Raw genomic sequence first — 15,574 nt, forward strand, 5'->3', positions numbered from 1 at the left:
CCCCAAAAGAGAAAAATTCTCTTCTGGAGTTTGTGAATGTGGCTCCCTTATTTCAACAGATAAAATGTCTCATCAACACCATTTGACAGAGAGCCCAAACAAATAGCTTAGTCTACTTTCACGATCCAGCCTTCAGGCGCTTCTAAGTCGCCGAATTGGATGCCGGTCAGTTCTTCATACAATTTGCGCGTCACAGGTCCGACTTCTGTTTCCGAATTGAAGACGTGGAAATTGTCGCCGTATTGGATGCCGCCGATCGGAGAGATGACTGCGGCTGTACCGCAAGCGCCGGCTTCGCTGAACCCATCCAGCTTGTCGATGAAGACATCGCCTTCTTCGACTTCCATGCCCAAGTGGTGCTCAGCCAAATACAACAAGGAATATTTGGTGATGCTCGGCAAGATTGATGGTGATTTTGGAGTCACGAAACGGTTGTCCTTCGTGATGCCGAAGAAGTTTGCGGAGCCTACTTCTTCGATCTTCGTATGCGTTGCCGGATCAAGATAGATGCAGTCGCTGAAGTTGCGATCATGCGCTTCTTTACCAGGAAGCAAGCTGCTTGCGTAGTTTCCGCCAACCTTCGCTGCACCCGTACCGTGCGGAGCAGCACGATCGTAGTCGGACACGATGAAGTTAGTCGGCGTCAAGCCGCCTTTGAAGTAAGGGCCTACCGGCATCGCGAAGATGGAGAAGATATATTCGGTCGCAGGGCTGACGCCGATGTTGTCGCCGACACCCATCAAGTAAGGGCGCAGATAGAGCGTACTGCCAGTATTGTATGGCGGCACCCATTTTTCATTGGCTTTGACGACCGCTTTAGCCGCTTCGACAAATTTTTCCACCGGGAACTCAGGCATCAACAGGCGTTGGCAGCTGTTGATCATCCGCTTGGCATTTTCGTCCGGACGGAACAGGTTGATGCTGCCGTCTTTTGTGCGATACGCCTTCATCCCCTCGAAGCAGGATTGGCCGTAGTGCAGTACCGGAGAGCCTTCGCTGATGTGGACTTTGTTGTCGGTCGTCATTTCGCCGTCGTCCCATTTTCCGTCTTTCCAATAAGAAATGAAGCGGTAATCAGTCTTGATATAAGTGAACCCTAGATTTTCCCAATCGATGTTCAATGCTTTCTGTTCTGCTGTCTGTGTCATTTCTGTCATCCAAACCACTCCATATCTATATTATTTATCAGATTTAACGGTGAGAAAAGCTGAACGGGTTCGTTCAGCCCTGAAAGAAATTTAGGAAATCGTGCCGACTGAGCATCGTAGAGCGCAATATGCTGAGAGACTTCCTGCGTCAGCAGGTTAGTCGAACAGTATCCTTGGCTCGTAGAGACAAGGGGCTCTTTCCTAAAAAATTTCCGAAGGGCTTACCCGTGAAGCTAGCCAACTATTTTGATTGCATGAAACATTTTGCAAACCTGTGAAACACCAAAGGTGATGCACTGTTAGATTCAAAATTTTTTATACTTTTCAACTCTATAAAAAAAGAACGAGCCTATGTGATTAGGCTCATTCTTTAATGAGAGCCCCATGAAACGGAAAGAGGACTCTACTTGTAGTAAGTAAGAATCCGGGCTAAATCACTTTTAGAATGACTAGGGCATCGAATGAGAACGACGCTTTCTTTTTGTTTTGTAATGTGCACATTCCGCAAGTCGCATCCATTCTCATTCTCCCCCTTCTGTTTGTTAGATTATGATGTAATTCTATGCCTGTATCTAATGAATGTCAAATGCTTTTTTCATCATTTTGTAATAAAGAGACTTTAAGACAAACAGATAATCATTTCGGCAACCGGTACGATGCCGGGAAAGCTTGCTGGATCAAAGCAATGTCCTCTGCATCCAAACGGACTTCTGCGGCCTCGAGGTTCTCCAGCACTTGCTGCCGGTTGCGTGCACCGGGAATAACGGCATCGACGATGTCCTTGGACAGATAATAGGCCAGGACGACATTCTGCAGACCGGTATGGTGCTTCACGGCGAGCGGCCGGATCAGGTCCACGCGCTTCAGGATATCCAGATAGGTGTCGCCCTGGAACTGCGGACGCTGTTGTTGTTTCTCAGACAGGACTGAAGTTTCCGCGTACTTGCCGGCCAACAACCCTGACGCGAACGGGAAGTACGGGATGAAGGAGATGCCCTGTTCACGGCAATAAGGGAACAGCTTCTCTTCGGCCGACTGGTTCAGGAGATTGTATTCATCCTGGACAACATCGATGTAGCCGTTGGCGTTGCCTTCCTTCAGCTGCTCCAGATTGAAATTGGAAACGCCGATGGCACGGATCTTCCCTTGTTCCTTCAGGCGATGCAGCGCGCCGACAGCTTCGGCCTTCGGTGTCGCTTCATCCGGAAAATGGATGTAATAAAGGTCGATATGATCGGTATGCAGTCGTCTCAGGCTGTTTTCGACCTGCTCCGTCAGGAAAGCCGGATTATTGTTCAGGACGATGCCCGTTTCCGTCACCTGGTGCGCGCCTTTTGTGGCGATGACCACTTTATTGCGCAGGTTATGTTCCTTCAGCGTTTTGCCGATGATGGTTTCGGAAGTACCCATTCCATACATAAATGCTGTGTCAATGAAGTTAAGTCCTTTGTTGATCGCGCTCAGCAGTACCTCACCGCCGTATTCGGTGTTCGTTTCCGGATCGGCTGCGGCAATTTTGTTCGCCCCCAGCCCGATTGGATGGATCAGTAGGTCGGTTCTTCCCAATTTCACAAGTTCTGTCATTTCGTTTCCCCTTTCCTTACCCTGTACTTCATTCATTTATTTTTTGCCAAGATGGACCCGTTTGGACCAGAAGCCGCCGTGGATATATTTCGGATCGTATGAAACCATGAAAGCTTTCGGATCGATTTCCAATACTTTGTTCTGAAGATGGCGTTCGGCTTTTCGTGTCAGCAGGATTTCGAGCACAAGGCGCTCGCCGTCCCTACCGTTGGCTCTGTAGCTAGAAACGCCATAGCCGAGATCGCGCAGCTGATTAGGCATCGTGCTGCCCGCATCTTGGGTCATTACGGTGATCATCGTGTAGCCGAGCGCGAGCCAATCCTCAATTTTGATGCCGACACCGATGCCGGCGCCATAACCAAGCGCATAAGCCGCCAGATTAAGCGGATTGTCCAGACTGTTCATGACCAGCGACAGACCCAATACATAGATGACGATCTCCACCATGCTCAATAGGGGCGCCAAAACGCGGTAGCCTTTCATCGTCAGCATAAAGCGGATCGTGTTCAGCGTCACATAACTCAAATTGATCGCAAATATTTTCGCCAATAATGTAAAATCGAAAATCATCATCACTCCTCACTGTTTTCTAACGCCTATCCTTTTAGTATTGTGCAGGATGGCGGACGTATTCTCCGGTTACGATATCCATTTCCAACAATTCCCCGGTCGTTCCGTTGTAACGGTAAAAACCGACGGAGCTGGCTGTATCGGTGCCGTTTTCGCGGACGTTGATGGTGACTTCATTGCCCTCGACCGATTCCACGATGAACAAATACACATTGCTTTCGACATAGCCTGTCAATTGCGTGATTGTTTGTTTCGCCTCGGTGATCAACGTCGCCTCATCGGCGGTCTGGACAGTATCGGTTGTTGCGGAATCCGTCGTGGTGCTGCTTGCGGACGGCGTTTGTGCCTGCACGCTCTCAGCCGCTTCCAGACTGCTGGCTCTTGAAGCCGCTTGATTGCTTGCTTCGCTGGTCACCTGTGAATCCGATTGAACTTGCGACGTGCTTGTAGCCTCGGTAGCTGTCGTTTCTGTTGCCGGGCTTTGGCACGCGACAAGCAGCCATGCTGTGGACCCTAAAAGAAATGCGGATAATCTTTTCTTATGCATAATTTCCCCTCTTTCATCCAATATGTGATTCTATTGTACCTTTTTTGCCGGAAAAATGCTTTTCCCATCCATCATCTTAATTGAACCTTTACAATTTTATTGGATGGAGTGCAATATTGCGGCAGCTTATCTGGGTGGACAGATCCTGATTGCGGGCCGGAACTCCGGCCAAACAACCCTCACCGGAGAACGGAATCGTTATTCGCCCCCAAAACAAAAAGGCACCCCGCCAGGAGTGCCTTCACGTTTATTCATGGTATGCGTTTGTCGACTTGAAGCAACTTTCTAGCCCTTCAGCCCTTCCTTTTTCAGGATCAGGTCGTAGCATTCGATCCCTTTCAGCAGAACCTTCTCGTCGAAGTTGAAGCGGCTGCTGTGGAGCGGGTGCGTCCAGCCCATGTCGGGACGGCCGGTCCCCAGTAGGATGAAGGCACCGCGGATGCTTTCTTGGTAGAAAGCGAAGTCCTCGGCCAGCATCAATGGTTTGACTACTTCGTAGGCATCGGCCGGCAGCGCGTCCATCAACGTGCTAATCATTTCCGCATCGTTGGTGACTTCCGGATAGAAATCGCGGATATCCAACCTGCAGAGGACACCGCTCATGCGCTCGATGCCTGCACAGATGTCGGCAAGGCGTTCCTTGATGGATGAATAGACCGCCTTATCGTAGCTCCGGATCGTCCCGGTCATCTCGGCTTTTCCGGCCACGATATTCCGGGCTTCCCCGGCATGCAACGTACCGATGTTCACGACAGCCGGCTGCAACGGATCGAGATCGCGGGCCAGAATGTTCTGGACCGAGAGAAGGATCTGCGCGGCGGCGATCAAGGCATCCTTGCCGAAGTGCGGCTGCCCGGCATGCGAGCTGACGCCCTCAAGCGTGATGTCGAATTCGCCGTTGCGCGCCATCAAAGGTCCCTTTGCCAAACCCAGAATGCCTTCAGGCAGACTCGGATACAGGTGGTAGCCATAGATCTTTTCGACCTGCAGTTCCTGCAGGATGCCGGAATCCATGATCCATTTCGCGCCGCCCGGTCCTTCTTCGGCCGGTTGGAAAACCAAAACGACGGATTTCTCCAGAATCGGCAGGGACTTCAGGTATTTCGCGAAACCTAACAATAAGGCCATGTGCCCATCGTGTCCGCACGCATGCATTTTGCCCGGGTGAAGGGAAGCGAAATCCGCTCCTGTTTGCTCGGTTACCTCAAGGGCGTCCATATCCGCACGGAAAGCGACCGCTTCCGGGGACTTGCCCTCCAGGACGGCTACCCAACCCGTTTCGGCTGTACTGATCGGTTCATACCCGAACGACACCAGCTTTTGGCGGACGTATTCCGAAGTCAACGGCAGATCGAAGCCGATCTCCGGAATCTGGTGGAGCTCCCTTCGGATCGTCTTCACTGTATCGTATAATTCTACAATCTGCATGCTGTTCACCTGGTCCCTCTACATGTATTTATTAGTCTCTTAAGTCAGCCAATAATTGGGTTTTTTCGCTTGTCTGAGCGTCCTTCATCTTCACGATTTTAGCAGGGGATCCCGCAACAACCGCGTTAGCCGGTACGTCTTCCAATACGATTGCGCCAGCTGCGACAACAGCGCCTTCGCCGATGTGCACGCCTTCGATGATGACAGCGTTCGCGCCGACCAAAACACCGTCTTCGATGATGACTGGTGATTTCGAAGGTGGCTCAAGAACGCCGGCAACCACTGCGCCTGCTCCGATGTGGCAGTTTTTGCCGATCATACCGCGTGCGCCGACTACCGCGCCCATGTCGATCATTGTACCTTCGCCGATGATTGCGCCTATGTTGATGACCGCACCCATCATGATGACGGCACTCTTGCCGATCGTCACGTGATCACGGATGAATGAACCTGGCTCGATGCGTGCTTCGATTTTGGTAGTGTCCAACAATGGAATCGCGGAATTGCGTCTGTCGTATTCCATGACATGATCTTTGATCTTAGCTTTGTTTTCTTCCAAGAAAGGATAGATCGCTGCAGCGTCGCCGAAGACTGTGTAGCTGTCTCCACTTCCGAAGAACTTCAAGCCTTCGTAGGCAGGATTCTCGAAATCCCCTTTGATGTATAGTTTTATAGGTGTTTGCTTTTCGGCAGCTTTGATGTAAGCCGCGATTTCGTAAGCATCTGTCAATAATAGTTCGCTCATTTGATGTTTCCTCCCGATCATTTTTTCTGTTCCAACATGCCCATTATAGCATGCCAGCCTGTGTTTGCCCTATGCGGCGGGCAGCCGTTTGTTGCTGAAATGCAAAAAAAATAGCGGTAAGCGAGTGCTTACGGCTACGGAGACCTGCATTCGCCCAACCAAGCTAAAGCGCAATCCACTGTCATCGGGCAACGACAATGGAACAGCCCCACATTTGTTCAACCTGGGTCCAGCATTCGCATGCTTCGGCGACCGTCCCTTTCCCTTGCGGTACTCTTGACCAGCCGCGACCTCTTTTTGCTTGGAGATTCATTTATTTTTCTAATCGTACACTTATCCGGCAAACCTGTCAACCGCTCAATGGCAGAAGCTGGATTTCGCTTGGTTTTTAAGTGTTTCGGGGTTGAATGGCTTGCTGCAGGCTGGCCTCCGGATCGGAAAGCGCCGGGAAGGATCGGCCATTCGCATGTGAAAACGCTCATCAAACTCGCGGATTTCTAATTTTCACCCAAGAGCAGGCAACTTGGCATAGAAATACGCCTGCAATCGTGTTATGTTATTTTCATGAGATTAGTCGTCAGCAATCGGTTGGCGCACGTTCGACTATACATTGATTAAGGATATTTCATCCGGAGGAGACTATTATGAGCAGAGAAACAAACCGTTTTGTGAAGCAACTGAAAGGATCGCCCATCCGCAACTTCGACGCCGCCATCAGTGATGTGAAGGATCTGATTCGTTTCACGATGGGTGAGCCTGATTTCGATACGCCTGATTTCATCAAAGCGGCGGCCGCAGAGGCTTTGAACCAGAACCAAACGCATTATGCCCCTTCCGCCGGCGTGCTCGAGACACGCAAGGAAATCTCAAAGTTCATGGAGCGGAAATACGGGTTGCATTACAACGCGGAGACCGACATCATCGTGACGGTCGGCGCGACGGAAGCGATCACCGCGTCGATGTTCGCGCTGATGAACCCGGGCGACAAGGTGATCATCCAATCGCCGGCTTTCCCGCAGTATGAATACGTTACGCATTTGGCGGGTGGCCAGAGCGTCAAAATCGACACATCCGAGACGGGTTTCCTGATCACACCGGAGGACCTGACGGCAGCTTTGGATGCGAATCCGGAAACGAAGATGGTCGTGCTTACCTATCCGAACAACCCGACCGGCGCCACTTATACGCAGGCGGAAGTCGAAGCCTTGGCCGCGGTAATCAAGAAGTATGACGTGTTTGTCCTCAGCGATGAAATCTACAGCGAACTGACCTACGATGGCAGCCATACGTCCATCGCCAAATACATCCCTGAGCAGTCGATCGTCATCAACGGCACTTCGAAAAGCTATGCGATGACCGGTTGGCGCGTCGGCTTTGTCGCTGCCCAAGCGGACTTGATCCGCGAAATCCTGAAATACCACCAAAGTCTGGTCACTTGCGGCTCCACGCCTGCCCAGACGGCGGCTGGTGTTGCTTTCCGCGACGGTGATGAAGCGACTGCCACGATGAAAGCTGCCTACCTCAAACGCCGGGACATCCTGTTGGAAGGATTGACTGCTGCCGGGCTGAAGATGAACAATCCGGACGGCGCCTTCTACCTGTTCCCGCGCATTCCGGAGCAGTATGGTAACGACGATTGGAATTTCTGCATCGACTTGGCACGCAAAGCCGGTGTCGGAGTCATCCCCGGATCGGCTTTCGGCGAATCCGGAGTGGGCTATTTCCGCATGAGCTACGCCGCCAGCGACGAGAACGTCATCGAAGGATGCCGACGGATCGTTGCGTTTCTGGAAGAATTGAATGCGAAATAAGTGAATGACTGTTTAACCGCACAATCAGGCGATTGTGCGGTTTTTCTGTTGGCTTTTGGTTGTTGGTTGTTGGCCGGAGTTCCGGCCCGCATTTTGGTATCAGCTCCGATGGCCGGCAGCTTCCTCGGAGTTGTGGCCAACTTCTGGTTGTTTCCTCCGGGGAGGGCGGACTCGTCGGAGATGAGGTCGAGATTCTTGATGGTTCCTCCGGCCAACGCCCCCTTCACCGGAGGAACAGCCACTCCGCCCACCACAACGCAAAAAGAAGCACGCACCGACAGCAATCCGGCGCGCACTTCGCTTATTTTATCTCATTTTTATCTGGCTTACTCAGCAACCATCGCTTCGGCTTCCATCTCGCGGATCGATTCAGCGACCTTCACCATCATCGAGCATTCCACACGTTTGCGGAACAGGTCGCAGCTGAATTCATAATTGCCTTTCAATGAACCGGTCGCATGCAGGGAGTTGGCAGGGCAGCCGCCGCTGCAATACAATTTCGCCCAGCAATCTTGGCATTCCGGTTTGGAATAGCAGTTGACTTCCTTGAATTGGCCTTGCAGTTCCGGTTTGGTCACGCCATCCCAGATGTTACCCAAGCTGAACTCTTCATCACCCACGAATTGGTGGCAAGGGAATATTTCGCCCCAAGGAGTGACCGCCATGTATTCCGTTCCTGATCCGCAGCCGGAGATGCGTTTCTGGATGCACGGGCCTTCGGAAAGATCCAGCATGTAATGGTAGAAAGTGAAGTCGTTGCCCTCTTCGCCGCGCTTCAGCATTTCCTCAGCCAAGATTTCATACTGTCTGTACAGATCCGGAAGATGTTTCTCCGTCAAAGCGTAAGGTTCGGAAGGATCGCAGATGACCGGTTCCATCGACAGTTTGTCGAATCCGAGATTAGCGACGTGAAAAATATCGTTTGTGAAATCGACATTATTGCCTGTGTAGGTGCCGCGAACGTAGTATTCCTTGTCGCCGCGCCCTTCCACAAATTTCTGGAATTTCGGTAAAATGTAGTCATAACTGCCTTTTCCGTTGACTGTACGGCGCAGACGGTCATGGATTTCCTTACGTCCGTCCAAACTCAAAACGACATTGTACATCTCTTTGTTCAGGAATTCATTGATTTCATCGTTCAAAAGCATTCCGTTTGTTGTGAAAGTGAAACGGAAAGTCTTGTTGGACTCCTCTTCCTTGCTGCGTGCGTACTCGACGATCTGCTTCACGACGCGCCAAGCCATCAACGGCTCGCCGCCGAAGAAGTCGACGTCCAGATTGCGGTGGAAACCGGAATTTTCAAGCAGGAAATCGATCGCTTGCTTCCCGACTTCAAATTTCATAATCGCTCGGTCGCCATTGTACTTGCCTTGGCTGGCGAAACAGTAATCGCAAGTCAGGTTGCAAGTATGCGCCACGTTCAGGCATAAAGCTTTAACGAATGTTTGGCGGTTCTTCAAATCGATGGAAAGGTCTTGGTACAAGTCTTCCGTGAACAATTCCCCATTGGCTTTCAATTCTTCGACATCCGACAGCGTATCACGGATTTCCGTTTCGTTGATTTCCGGGTCGTTCGCATATTGTTCCAGCATCATCGTAACGATCGCTTCGGCAGGCGTTGCTTCGTACAGCGCGATGATGTCGAAAGCAAGGTCGTCCACGACATGCACGGCACCGCTGTAGGTATCCATTACGATATTGTATCCGTTCAGTTTATATTGATGAATCATTTCGGTTTCATACTCCTTTTTTTCCATAAAATTGCCGCCCAACTGGAATCAGTCGGGCGGACTCTTTTTTACTTAGCTGCTTGTCTAGGGTTCACACAGCTTTGGTTAGCGATTCCGCAAGAAGTTTTGCATGCGGATTGGCAAGATGTTTGGCATGCTCCGCAGCCGCCATGTTTGGCAGTATCCTTCAGGTTGCGGGTGCTTAATGTTACGATTCTTTTCATAACGACATCTCCTCTGAAATAGGTTAAGGAAGCATATTGCTTGACAGAAAAATGCTCCCTTTGTGAATTATTTTACCAACAAATTGTTAGTCCGTCAATCTACCGACCTATCAGCATAGTGACCGTTTTTATAAAAATCGTGATTCATCCAATAACTATCAAAATGTAAGTTAATGAGCAAGGCTTCCGTGATGTATAATTCGGATATTTTTTGGAAGCCCATCGGCATCGCTGTAGACCTTTGTCCCCTTTTCCAAAAGCGCATGGATTTGGCGGATAAACCCATTACTGATCCGTTCCCCAGGCACCAGCAACGGTATACCTGGCGGGTAGGCCCAGACGTATTCGGCTGCCGTTTGCCCTATCGCGTTTTCAATCGGGCAATCTACTTTTTCCGATTCCAAGGCCTGCCAGATTTCGCATTGCTTTTCGGGTAAGGAGAAAAGCAACGTTCCGTTGTACAGTGTGTGCCCTCCAGACTTAGAGTCGAGCGTGCCGTCGATGGCCAACAGAGCATCTGCCAAAGCATCCATAGCGGCGGCCGTATCACAGACGCTGGTCATAGCCAACGCATGATCGCCGTAAGCCATCTCCATTTCGATATGGTATTCGCTCCGCAACATTTCGGAAAATTTCTGTCCGCTCAAGCCGGTTCCTTGCGCAGAAATCAGGATTTTGCCTTGGTCGAAGGCGAAAAATGTTGGGTGCATCGCCGGATTGTCTTTGCCATGGCAAAGCACCTTCAGATGCTGGAGTTGTTTCATTTTTTCCGAAAATTCATTTAATCTATTATTGTAACTTTCGAATAAGTGCCCGCCTTCATCCCGCAGCAAACGGAAACAACGGTCGATCGAAGCCATCAGCACATAGGACGGCGAGCTGCTTTCGAAGATGGCGAGTTGCCGGGCCATTTCTTCCGGCCGGATCAGGTCGCCATTCAGATGGGCCAATGACGTCATCGTCAACGAAGGCAAGGTCTTATGCAAACTCTGGATGACGATATCGGCGCCAAGGGTGATCGCGCTGGCCGGGAAATGTTCCGAGAAGTTGAAGTGCGAACCGTGCGCCTCATCGACCAGCAACGGGATGCTTCGCTCATGACAGATTCCCGCAATCGCCGCGATGTCGCTGACTACCCCTTCATATGTCGGCGAAGTCAAAATGACCAGCTGCGTATCCGGGTGCTGTTTTAGTGTATCAGCGATGCTTGCCGTCGAAACGCCACCGTGGATGCCGAAAGTTTCATCCATTTCCGGCATCAGATAGACGGACTCCAACCCGAAAAGTTCGATCGCATGGTAGACCGATTTGTGGCAATTGCGTGCGACCGCAATCTTGCCTCCGCGTCTCGTTGCGGTGCGGATCCCCGCCAGGATGCCGCAGGTGCTGCCGTTCACGAGATAATGCGAGCGCTTAGTGCCGTAGAAGTCTGCGATTTCTTGCATATATTCCTTGAGGATGCCGCTCGCGCCGTGCAGATTGTCGAAGCCGTCTATCTCCGTGATGTCGATATTGTACGGCAAGTCCGTTCCCAAAAGTTCGGTGTTGCGCTTGTGCCCCGGCATGTGCATCGGGATGCTGTTTGAAGCCGCATGGGCTTTCAGTCTGTCCAACAAAGAAGCTTGCGTTGTATGTTTGTCCATAAGTGTGTCCTTTTCTGGATGATATATGTTTGCCTTCATTATACCAGAGGAAAAAAGCATCCAAACGTAAAAAAATGCCCGTTCTCCCTCTTTATCGTGAGAACAGGCATTTTTCAATGTATTTATTTACCCAGCTTCACACGGAACAAGCCACCCGCCAGCTCCTCTTCCGTCTCGCCGTCTTTCGCAGTCGTGATGTACAGATACTCCAGATCCTTGCCGCCCAGACAGCAGGACGTCGCATTCTTCACCGGCATCAGGATTTCTTCCAGCTTTTTACCGGTCGCTGGGTCCCATTTACAGACTTTGCCGCCGCCGTATTGCGCCACCCAGATCATGCCGTCCTGACCTACGCACATGCCGTCCGGATTGCTGCCGTCGGTAATCTCGACAACGTATTTCTTAAAGGTCGCTTCACCCGTTTTTGTATCATAAGCATAACGGCCCACTTTTTTGGTCGGCGTATCGATGAAATAGAGCGTCTTTCCATCCGATGACCATCCCATACCGTTGGCCAACGTGAGGCCATCCAAAACCGTTCGGACCGTCCCGTCTTTTTCGATGGCGTACAAGGCAGCTTCTCCTTCATAGGTGTCTTTATAGCCCATCGTCCCAACAAGCAGCCGACCTTCTGGATCCAACTTCCCGTCGTTGTAGCGCATCCGTTCATCCTCGTGAGCCTTTGCCACCAGTCGCTTTTCCTTCGTCCGCGGATCAATCCGGAAAATACCGCTCCTTTCGGCTTCCAGAATCATCCCCTCCTGATCGAGCACGGCGCAGCCGACCGGTCCGTCGGTCAAATAGGTCCGCACCTCACCGGTCTCCGGATTGATAGCATAAATCATACTGTCTTCGATCGAAACGCAATAAAGCAAGTTGTTCTCCGCATCCCAGTGCGGCCCTTCCAACAATGTCGAACCCGCATAGAAAACCAGTTCCGGTCTTCTCACCTTAGTCTTTTCGGCTTTCTTTTGCATGTTTCTCCACCTCATATTCGTGTGTCATTTCCACATCAAGTATATAACAACAAAAAACGCATTCCAATTGATACGATTTTTTGGAAAGTTTGGGTTGTTCAAATGCCGCTGTTTTTTTGTTCTGCTATGAAAAATGCTATACTTTAGGTGACTGTTCGAAGAAAGTAATTCGTCTGAACACATCTCGACTAAAGGAGAATGGCCATGGAAGAACGCAATACGCTTCTGATCAATCAGAGCACCATCAGGGAATTATTGGATATTGCGGATTTCAACAATCTCGTGCACCAAACATTTCAGGGACTCGGTGACGGCACTGTCATCAACCCTACAAAATTGACGCTGGATCTGGGTGAAACTGGCGGTTACCCGCCGTACGAAGGGTTCATGAACGCAATGCCGGCCTACATCGGCTCACAGGATATCGCCGGCTTGAAATGGGTCGGAGGATTTTTGGGCGAGCGCAAAACTGCAGGACTGCCTTATATCACCGGAATGATTTTGTTGATCAATCCGCATCTCGGTACTTTCACTGCTGCACTTGAAGGCGCTTATATCACCAATATGCGCACCGGGGCTCAGACCGCAAACGCATTGCGGTATTTGCTCAAGAAACCGAGCGTCACGATCGGCCTTTACGGAGCCGGGATGCAAGCCAGCACCAATATCCGGGCAATCGCGGATCTGTTCGACATCACCGAATTGATCGTCTGGAACCACAGACGGAGCACAGCGGAAGCATTTGCCGAAAAAATGCAGGAACATGTCAAAGGCAACATCCGCATCGTCGAGGATCCCTGGGAAGCCAGTCAAGCCGAGGTCCTCATTACCGTTACGCCAGCGCAGACTCCCCTCATCAAAGCGGAATGGATCAAAAAAGGCACCATCATCTTTCCGTTGGGATCTTTCCAGGAAATCGAGGATGAACTCATCCTGAAGGCGGACAAGATCATCGTTGATCACGTGGAGCAGGCTCTCCATCGCGGTGCTTTGAAGAAACTGACGGGTGAAGGAAAACTGTCCGAAAAAAATATTTTTGCGACTCTGGGCGAATTGGCGATCGGAAAGAAAGAGGCAGGCGACCTTTCGCAGGACATCACCCTCTGCATTCCGATCGGCACCGGTGCGATGGATGTTGCGATTGCCGGGGAAGTTTACCGAAGAGCACTCGAAAAAGGAATGGGCTACGCCTTTGATTTTGAAGCATAACAATTAGGAACGAACAGGGGGATTTTGATGAATACCAACAATATCGATAAACAAAACAGCCACTTGGACTTGCAGGATCAATCGGTGCAGGATATTTTCGCGCTTTATCAGAATTACGCGGAAGTGCCTTACCTTTCCGAAAAACGCGATATGGAAGGTTGGCTCAATGCTGTGCAGATCGGTTCGGAACAGCTAGTCCCCAAACGCAACATGATCCGTTTTGAGGAAGATATTTTACCGGGTCATCTGATCCTGTTGTGGCGCATCCAATTCGGTACGTTCACGAACGAGAGCGGTTATCCAAAATATTTCGAATACAACTACGGCATCAATGGCCCTCAAGCGTTGCATGAGCTGATCGGAAAAGGCTATGCGGTTGAGCTGTCGGCGACCGCTTCATTGGATCACCTGAACGCAGCCAGCCTAAAAGCCATCCTGAAACATTACGAAGTGGCTGGATATTCCAAAATGAAGAAACCGGAGTTGATGGAGCTCGCCACACAGGAACTGAGTGAAGAACAACTGTCCGCACAGTTCGAACTGAGGGGATACCGCATAACTCCGGAAGGCGAAGCGATTCTATCAAAATATCCGGAAGTCGTCGACCGCCATCCGAAGAAGAAATACTGATGGAATAAAAAACAAGCGGCTGTCTCATAATTCAATGGGCCTCTTAGCGATTTATTGGTATGGATGATTGATCCTGGGTTCAAATTCGAAGCAAAATAACCCGCCAAAATGGGTTTGGCGGGTTATTTCGTGTTGTCTGTGGGCGTTTTTCCCCGCCAAATTGATGTTGGCGGGGAATCTTGTGTTGTCCGTGGACATTTTCCCCCGCCAAATGGGTGTTGGCGGGTTATTTTTCTTAACATAATAAAAAAAGGAGTTGCTACATCGGAGGACAGCTGGCTGAATGAGTTCGGATCTCCGGTGAACGCTGCCCCGACCGGAGATCGGACAACAAAAAATGCCGAAAAAAAGAACCTGATCCGAAGACCAGGTTCCTATAAGTTTAATTTTGAATTAAGCTTTGTTTACGTTTGTTGCTTGAGGTCCACGGTTACCTTCTTCGACGCTGAAAGTTACTGCTTGTCCTTCTTCTAAAGATTTGAAACCTTCAGATTGGATAGCTGAGAAATGTACGAATACATCGTCTCCGTTTTCGCGTTCGATGAAGCCAAAACCTTTGTCTGCGTTAAACCATTTTACTGTACCTTGTTCCATAATTGAAAATCCTCCTCGTGCTATTGCACATATATCATACATTGTTGCTAACGCTACGGATCGGAATTTTCGTGATGCAATTCGTTTCTCTAACCCAACAAAATGTTAAATTCATTGTATCATGTTTTATTCAATAATGCAAATCGAAATGGCAATTAAATTCGCAATACCGATACAAATATTTTTCCATCGCGCCATTCTGCAATTTTCCGTCAAAAAAAGAACCTGATCCGAAGATCAGATTCCTATAAGTTTAATTTGAATTAAGCTTTAGTAACGTTTGTTGCTTGAGGTCCACGGTTACCTTCTTCGACGCTGAAAGTTACTGCTTGTCCTTCTTCTAAAGATTTGAAACCTTCAGATTGGATAGCTGAGAAATGTACGAATACATCGTCTCCGTTTTCGCGTTCGATAAAACCAAAACCTTTTTCTGCGTTAAACCATTTAACTGTACCTTGTTCCATAATTGAAAATCCTCCTCGTGCGTTTTGCACTTTATGATACATTGTTGCTAACGTTACGAATCGGAATGTTTTAAACAATTCTTTTCTGCGCTTCACAAAATGTTAAAGTCATTGTACCATGGATTTTTTGATTGTGCAAGCCCTATCCTCTTTTCTTGAAGCGTCAAATTAAAAGTGTTATTTGAAAAACTAAATTCCAGTTGACCGATTCAAAATACGGAATTAACTTCTGCAAAGATGGGAGTGGAATTCACTCCTGCAAACAGCCTA

At 49.7% G+C, this 15,574-nt stretch carries 15 protein-coding genes and 1 riboswitch; of the genes, 3 read left to right on the forward strand and 12 right to left on the reverse strand.

Annotation, left to right across the window (positions count from 1 at the left end; all coding sequences use genetic code 11):
• Positions 1-107: 107 nt before the first annotated feature.
• The 6 genes from C8U37_RS13845 to dapD form a co-directional block, all read right to left on the reverse strand.
• Positions 108-1,148 (reverse strand): branched-chain amino acid aminotransferase, encoded by a 1,041-nt coding sequence (locus tag C8U37_RS13845; RefSeq protein WP_108033811.1) that lies wholly within the window; start codon positions 1,146-1,148, stop codon positions 108-110.
• A gap of 636 nt (positions 1,149-1,784) precedes the next feature.
• Positions 1,785-2,732: an aldo/keto reductase gene (locus tag C8U37_RS13850; RefSeq protein ID WP_108033802.1), complete on the reverse strand. Its 948-nt coding sequence runs from the start codon at positions 2,730-2,732 to the stop codon at positions 1,785-1,787.
• Positions 2,733-2,768: 36 nt separating this feature from the next.
• Complete coding sequence (locus tag C8U37_RS13855; RefSeq protein ID WP_108033803.1) at positions 2,769-3,302, reverse strand: DUF2179 domain-containing protein; 534 nt, start codon at positions 3,300-3,302, stop codon at positions 2,769-2,771.
• A gap of 34 nt (positions 3,303-3,336) precedes the next feature.
• Positions 3,337-3,849 (reverse strand): hypothetical protein, encoded by a 513-nt coding sequence (locus C8U37_RS13860; RefSeq protein WP_108033804.1) that lies wholly within the window; start codon positions 3,847-3,849, stop codon positions 3,337-3,339.
• A 285-nt stretch (positions 3,850-4,134) separates the two neighbouring features.
• Positions 4,135-5,277 (reverse strand): M20 metallopeptidase family protein, encoded by a 1,143-nt coding sequence (locus tag C8U37_RS13865; RefSeq protein ID WP_108033812.1) that lies wholly within the window; start codon positions 5,275-5,277, stop codon positions 4,135-4,137.
• A gap of 31 nt (positions 5,278-5,308) precedes the next feature.
• Complete coding sequence (dapD, locus tag C8U37_RS13870) at positions 5,309-6,022, reverse strand: 2,3,4,5-tetrahydropyridine-2,6-dicarboxylate N-acetyltransferase (protein ID WP_108033805.1); 714 nt, start codon at positions 6,020-6,022, stop codon at positions 5,309-5,311.
• A gap of 158 nt (positions 6,023-6,180) precedes the next feature.
• Positions 6,181-6,326: riboswitch (Lysine riboswitch) on the reverse strand.
• 340 nt (positions 6,327-6,666) lie between these two features.
• Between dapD and C8U37_RS13875 the strand changes: the two genes are divergently transcribed.
• Positions 6,667-7,833, forward strand: coding sequence for an aminotransferase class I/II-fold pyridoxal phosphate-dependent enzyme (locus tag C8U37_RS13875; protein WP_108033806.1), 1,167 nt, complete (start codon positions 6,667-6,669; stop codon positions 7,831-7,833).
• Positions 7,834-8,159: 326 nt separating this feature from the next.
• Here C8U37_RS13875 and scfB read toward each other — a convergent pair whose 3' ends face one another.
• From scfB to C8U37_RS13895, 4 genes are all read right to left on the reverse strand, one after another.
• Positions 8,160-9,590, reverse strand: coding sequence for a thioether cross-link-forming SCIFF peptide maturase (scfB, locus tag C8U37_RS13880; protein ID WP_211306276.1), 1,431 nt, complete (start codon positions 9,588-9,590; stop codon positions 8,160-8,162).
• Between the two features lie 41 nt (positions 9,591-9,631).
• On the reverse strand, positions 9,632-9,787 hold the full coding sequence (gene scfA, locus C8U37_RS13885) for a six-cysteine ranthipeptide SCIFF (RefSeq protein ID WP_084253821.1): 156 nt from the start codon (positions 9,785-9,787) through the stop codon (positions 9,632-9,634).
• A 170-nt stretch (positions 9,788-9,957) separates the two neighbouring features.
• Positions 9,958-11,430 (reverse strand): aminotransferase class I/II-fold pyridoxal phosphate-dependent enzyme, encoded by a 1,473-nt coding sequence (locus tag C8U37_RS13890; protein WP_170100318.1) that lies wholly within the window; start codon positions 11,428-11,430, stop codon positions 9,958-9,960.
• Positions 11,431-11,552: 122 nt separating this feature from the next.
• On the reverse strand, positions 11,553-12,407 hold the full coding sequence (locus tag C8U37_RS13895) for an SMP-30/gluconolactonase/LRE family protein (RefSeq protein WP_170100319.1): 855 nt from the start codon (positions 12,405-12,407) through the stop codon (positions 11,553-11,555).
• Positions 12,408-12,611: 204 nt separating this feature from the next.
• On the opposite strand from C8U37_RS13895, the gene C8U37_RS13900 reads away from it, so the two are divergent.
• Both C8U37_RS13900 and C8U37_RS13905 read left to right on the forward strand, forming a co-directional pair.
• Positions 12,612-13,616: an ornithine cyclodeaminase family protein gene (locus C8U37_RS13900; protein ID WP_108033809.1), complete on the forward strand. Its 1,005-nt coding sequence runs from the start codon at positions 12,612-12,614 to the stop codon at positions 13,614-13,616.
• A gap of 27 nt (positions 13,617-13,643) precedes the next feature.
• Complete coding sequence (locus C8U37_RS13905; RefSeq protein ID WP_108033810.1) at positions 13,644-14,246, forward strand: hypothetical protein; 603 nt, start codon at positions 13,644-13,646, stop codon at positions 14,244-14,246.
• Between the two features lie 393 nt (positions 14,247-14,639).
• Here C8U37_RS13905 and C8U37_RS13910 read toward each other — a convergent pair whose 3' ends face one another.
• Positions 14,640-14,840, reverse strand: a complete 201-nt coding sequence (locus C8U37_RS13910) for a cold-shock protein (RefSeq protein ID WP_086629034.1) — start codon at positions 14,838-14,840, stop codon at positions 14,640-14,642.
• A gap of 263 nt (positions 14,841-15,103) precedes the next feature.
• Complete coding sequence (locus tag C8U37_RS13915) at positions 15,104-15,304, reverse strand: cold-shock protein (RefSeq protein ID WP_086629031.1); 201 nt, start codon at positions 15,302-15,304, stop codon at positions 15,104-15,106.
• Positions 15,305-15,574 lie beyond the last annotated feature (270 nt).

The sequence above is a fragment of the Trichococcus patagoniensis genome, assembly GCF_003051085.1.
In the GTDB taxonomy this organism is placed as follows: domain Bacteria; phylum Bacillota; class Bacilli; order Lactobacillales; family Aerococcaceae; genus Trichococcus; species Trichococcus patagoniensis.

Bases quoted from the DNA above. Each gene is read 5' to 3' on its own strand.
- C8U37_RS13845 (WP_108033811.1), bottom strand. From the start codon at position 1,148: ATGACACAGACAGCAGAACAGAAAGCATTGAACATCGATTGGGAAAAT.
- C8U37_RS13850 (WP_108033802.1), bottom strand. From the start codon at position 2,732: ATGACAGAACTTGTGAAATTGGGAAGAACCGACCTACTGATCCATCCA.
- C8U37_RS13855 (WP_108033803.1), bottom strand. From the start codon at position 3,302: ATGATTTTCGATTTTACATTATTGGCGAAAATATTTGCGATCAATTTG.
- C8U37_RS13860 (WP_108033804.1), bottom strand. From the start codon at position 3,849: ATGCATAAGAAAAGATTATCCGCATTTCTTTTAGGGTCCACAGCATGG.
- C8U37_RS13865 (WP_108033812.1), bottom strand. From the start codon at position 5,277: ATGCAGATTGTAGAATTATACGATACAGTGAAGACGATCCGAAGGGAG.
- dapD (WP_108033805.1), bottom strand. From the start codon at position 6,022: ATGAGCGAACTATTATTGACAGATGCTTACGAAATCGCGGCTTACATC.
- C8U37_RS13875 (WP_108033806.1), top strand. From the start codon at position 6,667: ATGAGCAGAGAAACAAACCGTTTTGTGAAGCAACTGAAAGGATCGCCC.
- scfB (WP_211306276.1), bottom strand. From the start codon at position 9,590: ATGGAAAAAAAGGAGTATGAAACCGAAATGATTCATCAATATAAACTG.
- scfA (WP_084253821.1), bottom strand. From the start codon at position 9,787: ATGAAAAGAATCGTAACATTAAGCACCCGCAACCTGAAGGATACTGCC.
- C8U37_RS13890 (WP_170100318.1), bottom strand. From the start codon at position 11,430: ATGGACAAACATACAACGCAAGCTTCTTTGTTGGACAGACTGAAAGCC.
- C8U37_RS13895 (WP_170100319.1), bottom strand. From the start codon at position 12,407: ATGCAAAAGAAAGCCGAAAAGACTAAGGTGAGAAGACCGGAACTGGTT.
- C8U37_RS13900 (WP_108033809.1), top strand. From the start codon at position 12,612: ATGGAAGAACGCAATACGCTTCTGATCAATCAGAGCACCATCAGGGAA.
- C8U37_RS13905 (WP_108033810.1), top strand. From the start codon at position 13,644: ATGAATACCAACAATATCGATAAACAAAACAGCCACTTGGACTTGCAG.
- C8U37_RS13910 (WP_086629034.1), bottom strand. From the start codon at position 14,840: ATGGAACAAGGTACAGTAAAATGGTTTAACGCAGACAAAGGTTTTGGC.
- C8U37_RS13915 (WP_086629031.1), bottom strand. From the start codon at position 15,304: ATGGAACAAGGTACAGTTAAATGGTTTAACGCAGAAAAAGGTTTTGGT.